General features: G+C 65.2%; 8 protein-coding genes. 7 read left to right on the top strand and 1 reads right to left on the bottom strand.

All coding sequences use genetic code 11. From position 1 onward, the window contains the following. On the top strand, nucleotides 1–706 hold a 706-nt coding region (locus AC1DY5_RS37670), incomplete at its 5' end, for a Nif3-like dinuclear metal center hexameric protein (RefSeq protein ID WP_478119568.1). Continuing rightward, entirely contained in the window at nucleotides 703–1,755 is a 1,053-nt protein-coding gene (gene pdxA / locus AC1DY5_RS37665; protein ID WP_478119567.1) for a 4-hydroxythreonine-4-phosphate dehydrogenase PdxA, read from the top strand. The genes AC1DY5_RS37670 and pdxA, both read left to right, overlap by 4 nt. Before the next feature lie 78 nt (nucleotides 1,756–1,833). On the opposite strand, the gene mscL is transcribed toward pdxA, so the two are convergent. Next, nucleotides 1,834–2,265, bottom strand: coding sequence for a large conductance mechanosensitive channel protein MscL (gene mscL / locus AC1DY5_RS37660; RefSeq protein ID WP_478119566.1), 432 nt, complete (start codon nucleotides 2,263–2,265; stop codon nucleotides 1,834–1,836). Between the two features lie 176 nt (nucleotides 2,266–2,441). Here mscL and petA point away from each other — a divergent pair, with 176 nt between their 5' ends. From petA to AC1DY5_RS37635, 5 genes are all read left to right on the top strand, one after another. Beyond that, nucleotides 2,442–3,065 carry a ubiquinol-cytochrome c reductase iron-sulfur subunit gene (petA, locus tag AC1DY5_RS37655; RefSeq protein WP_478119565.1) on the top strand — a complete coding sequence of 208 codons (624 nt, stop codon included), beginning with the start codon at nucleotides 2,442–2,444 and terminating at the stop codon, nucleotides 3,063–3,065. 13 nt (nucleotides 3,066–3,078) lie between these two features. Next, nucleotides 3,079–4,479 (top strand): cytochrome b, encoded by a 1,401-nt coding sequence (locus AC1DY5_RS37650; protein WP_478119564.1) that lies wholly within the window; start codon nucleotides 3,079–3,081, stop codon nucleotides 4,477–4,479. Between the two features lie 16 nt (nucleotides 4,480–4,495). Beyond that, nucleotides 4,496–5,251, top strand: coding sequence for a cytochrome c1 (locus tag AC1DY5_RS37645; RefSeq protein WP_478119563.1), 756 nt, complete (start codon nucleotides 4,496–4,498; stop codon nucleotides 5,249–5,251). Between the two features lie 91 nt (nucleotides 5,252–5,342). Then, a complete protein-coding gene (locus AC1DY5_RS37640) occupies nucleotides 5,343–5,954 on the top strand; it encodes a glutathione S-transferase N-terminal domain-containing protein (protein WP_286369119.1) in 612 nt (203 codons plus the stop codon). A 19-nt stretch (nucleotides 5,955–5,973) separates the two neighbouring features. Continuing rightward, nucleotides 5,974–6,317 (top strand): ClpXP protease specificity-enhancing factor (locus AC1DY5_RS37635; protein ID WP_478119562.1); only part of this gene is annotated, 344 nt, incomplete at its 3' end.

The following is a 6,317-nucleotide window of genomic DNA, read 5'->3' as shown; positions in this document are numbered from 1 at the left end:
CTACGGGCCCAACGGCCTGCAGGTCGAGGGCCGCACCACGGTGCGCAAGATCGTCTCCGGCGTGACCGCCAGCCGGGCCTTGATCGAAGCCGCGATCCACGCCGAGGCGGATGCGATCTTCGTCCACCACGGCCTCTTCTGGCGTGGCCAGGACGGCCGCGTCACGGGCTGGATGCGACAGCGCCTCGGCCTGCTGCTCGGCGACGACGTCAACCTGTTCGCCTATCACCTGCCGCTCGATGCCCATCCCGAGCTCGGCAACAACGCGCAGCTCGGCCTGCGGCTCGGCCTGGTGGCGCACCCAGGTTCCGCCGGCCGTTTCGGCGAGCAGGAGATCGGCTTCCTCGGCGCCCGCGACAGCGGTGAGGGCTTCGCGAGCGCGAAGCTTCTGGCCGCGCATGTCGAGAAGGCGCTCGGCAAGGCGGTGAAGCTGGTCGAGGGCGCGCCGCGACCGATCCGCAACGTGGCCTGGTGCACGGGTGGCGCGCAGGGCTACTTCGAGGCCGCGATCGCCGCCGGCGCCGACGCCTTCATCACGGGCGAGATCTCGGAGCCACAGGCCCACTACGCCCGCGAGATGGGTGTCGCCTACCTGGCCTGCGGCCACCATGCCACCGAACGCTACGGTGCCCCGGCCGTTGCGGCCCATGTGGCCGCGCAGCTGGGCCTGGCGCACGAATTCATCGACATCGACAATCCGGCGTGAGCTTCGACACCGCTTCCCCCATCGCCCTCACGATCGGCGATCCTGCCGGCATCGGACCCGAGATCGTCGCCAAGGCCTTTCGCGATGCCGCCGCCGATCTGCGCGGATGCTTCGTCGCCGGCGATGCCAGCATCGTGCGCCGTGCCGCCCAGGCGATCGCCGCCGACGGGGCCCCTGCCTTGCCGGTCGCACTCATCGAGGCGGCGCGCGAAGCCCGCGATGCACCGCCGGGCTGCATTCCCGTGCTGCAGGTGGTCGCGCCGCCGGATGCGGCCGTCGTGCACGGCCGTATCAGTGCGGTCTCGGGCCGCATTGCCGGCGATTGCGTGGTTTGGGCCGCACGCGCCGCGCTGCGCGGCGAGATTGCCGCGATCGTCACGGCGCCGCTGCACAAGGAAGCCCTCGCGGCGGCCGGCTTCCCCTATCCGGGCCACACCGAACTGCTGCAGGCCGAGGCCGCGGCCCATCTCGGCCGGCCGCTGTCCGAGGTGCCGGTGCGGATGATGCTCGCCAACGACGAACTGCGCACCGTGCTCGTGAGCATCCACATGTCGCTGCGCCACGCCATCGAGGCCGTGACCTTCGAAGGCGTGCTGCAGACGCTGCGGATCGCGCACCAGGCGCTCGGCGCGGTGCTCGGGCGGGCTCCGAAGATCGGCGTGGCGGGCCTCAATCCGCATGCGGGGGAGGGTGGGCTGTTCGGCTCCGAGGAGCGCGACATCATCGCGCCGGCAATCGCCTCGGCGCGGGCCGAAGGCATCGATGCCGATGGTCCGCACGCACCCGACACCGTCTTCATGCGTGCCCGCGCCAAGGCCGATCGCCCCGGCGAGTTCGACGTCGTGATTGCGATGTACCACGACCAGGGGCTGATACCGGTCAAGTACCTGGGCGTCGAGAAGGGCGTCAACGTGACGCTGGGCCTGCCGCTGGTGCGCACCAGCCCCGATCACGGCACCGCCTTCGACATCGCGGGCACCGGACGGGCCGATGCCTCGAGCCTGATCGAAGCCGTGCGGATGGCCCGGTCGCTGTCGCGCGGGCGCTGAGCCCGCGCGGAGCCTTCTAGTCAGTTGAGGACAGAGCAAAAACTGCTCCGCAGTTTTCTTGGTCTGTCCCGCAAGATATCAAGGCCGCTTGAGGCTGTCGCGGATCTCGCGCAGCAGCATGACGTCCTCGGGGGTGGCCGCGGGCGGTTGGGGCGCCGCCTCGGTCAAGTTGCGCAGCTTGTTGATCTGCTTGACCATCAGAAAGATGATGAAGGCGAGGATCACGAAGTTCACTGCCACGGTGATGAAGTTGCCGTAGGCCAGCACGGGTGCGCCGGCCTTTTTGAGTTCGACCAGGGTGTCGGCCACGCCGGCCGGTCTGGCGCCGAGCACGATGTAGAGGTTCGAGAAGTCGAGCTTGCCGAAGATGAGACCGACCAGCGGCATGATGATGTCGCTCACCAGCGAGTCGACGATCTTGCCGAAGGCCGCGCCAATGATCACGCCGACCGCCAGGTCGATGACGTTGCCCTTGACGGCAAATTCGCGGAACTCTTTCAGAAAGCTCATGTCGTGCACCTCTTCTGCGGGTTGTTATGAACGGCGGCCAGTATAGGGGTGGGGTCGGTGTCTGTTCCTGATCAAGGATGCGTGCGGCGCGGGCTCGGCATCGTTGAATTCGCCTTTTACGCTCCGCTACAATCGCGGGTTGACCCAAGTCCCCCCGAAGAAGATTGAGGATCTCCATGAGTGACAGCAGCGTGAGCACCGCCGGCCGCCCCCGGATCGACACCAGCAAGCGGACATGGTTGATCGCATCAGGCTGCGCAGGCGCAGTGGGTGGCGTGGCCGTGGCCGTGCCGTTCGTGAGCTCCTTCCAGCCTTCGGAAAAAGCCAAGGCCGCCGGTGCGCCGGTCGAGGCCGACATCGGTGCCCTGCAGGTCGGCGAAAAGATGACCGTCGAGTGGCGCGGAAAGCCGGTCTGGATCCTCAAACGTTCGCCCGAACAGGTCGCCGAGCTGCCCAAGCTCGACCCGCTGCTCGCCGATCCGCAATCCAAGCGCAACCCCGAAGAGTTCACGCCCGCCTACGCTCGCAACGACCACCGCTCGATCAAGCCCGAGATCCTGGTGGTCGTCGGCATCTGCACCCACCTGGGCTGCTCGCCCATCGATCGCTTCCAGACCGGCCCGCAGGCTTCGCTGCCCGACAACTGGGAGGGCGGCTTCCTTTGCCCCTGCCACGGCTCGACCTTCGACCTGGCCGGCCGCGTCTTCAAGAACAAGCCCGCACCCGACAACCTGCCGGTGCCGCCGCACATGTATCTCTCCGAAACGCGCCTCCTGATCGGCGACGACAAGAAGGCCTGAGGAGAACGACGACATGGCTGAATTCCACGAAATTTCCCCCAACGCGCCGGCCAACGAGAAGCTGCTCAACTGGGTCGACAACCGCTTCCCCCTGACCAAGCTCTGGAACGACCAGTGGGGCAAGTACTACGCGCCGAAGAACTTCAACTTCTGGTACATCTTCGGCTCGCTCGCGATGCTGGTCCTGGTGATCCAGATCGTGACCGGCATCTTCCTCGTGATGCACTACAAGCCCGACGCCGCACTGGCGTTCGGCTCGGTCGAGTACATCATGCGCGACGTGCCGTGGGGCTGGCTGATCCGCTACATGCACTCGACGGGGGCCTCGGCCTTCTTCATCGTCGTCTACCTGCACATGTTCCGCGGCCTGATGTATGGCAGCTACCGCAAGCCGCGCGAGCTGATCTGGATCTTCGGCTGCGCGATCTTCCTGTGTCTGATGGCCGAGGCCTTCATGGGCTACCTGCTGCCCTGGGGCCAGATGAGCTACTGGGGTGCGCAGGTGATCGTGAACCTGTTCTCCGCGATCCCCTTCGTCGGTCCTGACCTGGCCCTGCTGATCCGCGGCGACTACGTGGTGAGCGACGCCACCCTCAACCGCTTCTTCAGCTTCCACGTGATCGCCGTGCCGCTGGTGCTGCTCGGCCTGGTGGTGGCCCACCTGATCGCGCTGCACGAAGTCGGTTCGAACAACCCCGACGGCATCGAGATCAAGGCCAACCGCGGCGCCGACGGCCATCCGGTTGACGGCATCCCGTCGCACCCGTACTACACGGTGCACGACATCTTCGGCGTGGTGGTGTTCCTGACGATCTTTTCGGCCGTGATCTTCTTCGCGCCCGAAGCCGGCGGCTACTTCCTCGAATACAACAACTTCATCCCGGCCGATTCGCTGAAGACGCCGAGCCACATCGCGCCGGTCTGGTACTTCACGCCTTTCTATTCGATGCTGCGTGCCATCACCAGCGAGATGATGTATGCGCTGATCGCCTGCGTCGTCGCGGGAGCCGGCTACGGCGCCTGGAAGGCCCGCTTCCCGTCCTTCATCAAGGTTGGTGTGGTGGTCGTCGCCGTCGGCGTCATCGCGATGATGCTGTCGATCGACGCCAAGTTCTGGGGCGTGCTGGTGATGGGCGGCGCGGTCGTCATCCTGTTCTTCCTGCCCTGGCTCGACCACAGCCCGGTGAAGTCGATCCGCTATCGCCCGAGCTGGCACAAGTACGTCTACGGCGTGTTCGTCATCAACTTCGTGGTGCTAGCCTATCTCGGCGTGCAGCCGCCGTCGCCTGTCGGCGAACGCATCTCGCAGATCGGAACGCTCTTCTATTTCGGTTTCTTCCTGCTGATGCCGTGGTGGAGCCGCCTCGGCGAATTCAAGCCGGTCCCCGAGCGCGTGGTTTTCAACGCTCACTGACCGGGAGACAACAAGAATGAAGAAACTGATCCTCACGTTGATCGCAGCGCTCGGCATCGTCACCGGCGCGCAGGCTGCCGAAGGCGGCATGGCCTGGGACAAGGCACCGAACCGCACCACCGACCTGGCGGCGCTGCAGAACGGCGCCAAGCTGTTCGTCAACTACTGCCTCAGCTGCCACTCGGCGTCGTTCATGCGCTTCAACCGGCTGCAGGACCTCGGCATCTCCGAGCAGCAGATCAAGGACAACCTCCTGTTCACGACCGACAAGATCGGCGAGACCATGAAGATCAACATGGACCCGCACCAGGCCAAGCAATGGTTCGGCACGGTGCCGCCCGACCTGACCCTGGTGGCGCGTTCGCGTGCCGGCCACGGCGGCACCGGCGCCGATTACCTCTACACCTACCTGCGCACCTTCTACCGCGACGACACCAAGGCCACCGGCTGGAACAACCTCGCGTTCCCGGCCGTGGCGATGCCGCACGTGATGTGGGAACTGCAGGGCGAACGCCGCCCGGTCTTCGAGAAGGTCGAAGCCCACGGCCATGAGACCGAGATCTTCAAGGGCTGGGAGCAAGTGAAGCCCGGCACCATGACGCCGATGCAGTTCGACCAGAACATGGGCGACCTCGTGAGCTTTCTGCAGTGGATGGCCGAGCCGGCGCAAAACACCCGCATCCGCGTCGGTGTGTGGGTGCTGCTGTTCCTGGTCGTGGCGGTGGTTTTCACGTGGCGCCTCAATGCTTCGTACTGGAAAGACGTCAAGTAGTACCACGCCGATCCGGTGCCTCGTGCGCCGGGTCCCGCAGAGTGGGTTGCCCAAGCGACCCACTCTTTTTGATTTTTAGGAGTCTTTCGCCATGATGGTCCTGTATTCTGGAACGACCTGCCCCTTTTCCCATCGCTGCCGCTTCGTGCTGTTCGAGAAGGGCATGGATTTCGAGATTCGCGACGTCGATCTCTACAACAAGCCCGAGGACATCAACGTGATGAACCCGTACGGGCAGGTGCCGATCCTGGTCGAGCGCGACCTGATCCTGTACGAATCGAACATCATCAACGAGTACATCGACGAGCGCTTCCCCCATCCGCAGCTGATGCCCGGCGACCCGGTCGACCGTGCCCGCGTTCGCCTGTTCCTGCTCAACTTCGAGAAGGAATTGTTCGTGCACGTCTCGACGCTCGAGAACCGCACCACCAAGGGCAACGAGAAGGCGCTGGAGAAGGCGCGCTCGCACATCCGCGACCGCCTCACGCAACTGGCACCGGTGTTCCTCAAGAACAAGTACATGCTGGGCGACAACTTCTCGATGCTCGACGTCGCGATCGCGCCGCTGCTGTGGCGCCTCGACTACTACGGCATCGACCTCAGCAAGAACGCGGCCCCGCTCTTGAAGTACGCCGAGCGCATCTTCTCGCGTCCGGCCTACATCGAGGCGCTGACGCCATCCGAAAAGGTCATGCGCAAGTGAGTCGCTGGCGCTGTCGCTCATGATCAACGCGCTCGAATCGTCATCCACCCGCCCGTACCTGATCCGGGCGCTGTATGAATGGTGCACCGACAACGGCTTCACGCCGTATGTCGCGGTGCAGGTCGATGATACGGTGCAGGTGCCGCGCGAGTACGTCAAGAACGGCGAGATCGTGCTGAACATCAGCTTCGACGCCACCAGCTCGCTCAAGCTCGGCAACGACTTCATCGAGTTCAAGGCCCGCTTCGCCGGCACGGCGCGCGAGATCAGCGTGCCGGTCGGCCGCGTGATCGCGATCTACGCGCGCGAGAATGGCCAGGGCATGGCGTTTCCGGCGCCGGCACCTGCTGCGGGCGATGTCAG

Source organism: Variovorax sp. P4_D9 (genome assembly GCF_056401695.1).
Note: the sequence above shows the minus strand (reverse complement) of the source record. Positions and strands in the feature narration are given on the sequence as shown.

Bases quoted from the DNA above. Each gene is read 5' to 3' on its own strand.
- mscL (WP_478119566.1), bottom strand. From the start codon at position 2,265: ATGAGCTTTCTGAAAGAGTTCCGCGAATTTGCCGTCAAGGGCAACGTC.
- petA (WP_478119565.1), top strand. From the start codon at position 2,442: ATGAGTGACAGCAGCGTGAGCACCGCCGGCCGCCCCCGGATCGACACC.
- AC1DY5_RS37650 (WP_478119564.1), top strand. From the start codon at position 3,079: ATGGCTGAATTCCACGAAATTTCCCCCAACGCGCCGGCCAACGAGAAG.
- AC1DY5_RS37645 (WP_478119563.1), top strand. From the start codon at position 4,496: ATGAAGAAACTGATCCTCACGTTGATCGCAGCGCTCGGCATCGTCACC.
- AC1DY5_RS37640 (WP_286369119.1), top strand. From the start codon at position 5,343: ATGATGGTCCTGTATTCTGGAACGACCTGCCCCTTTTCCCATCGCTGC.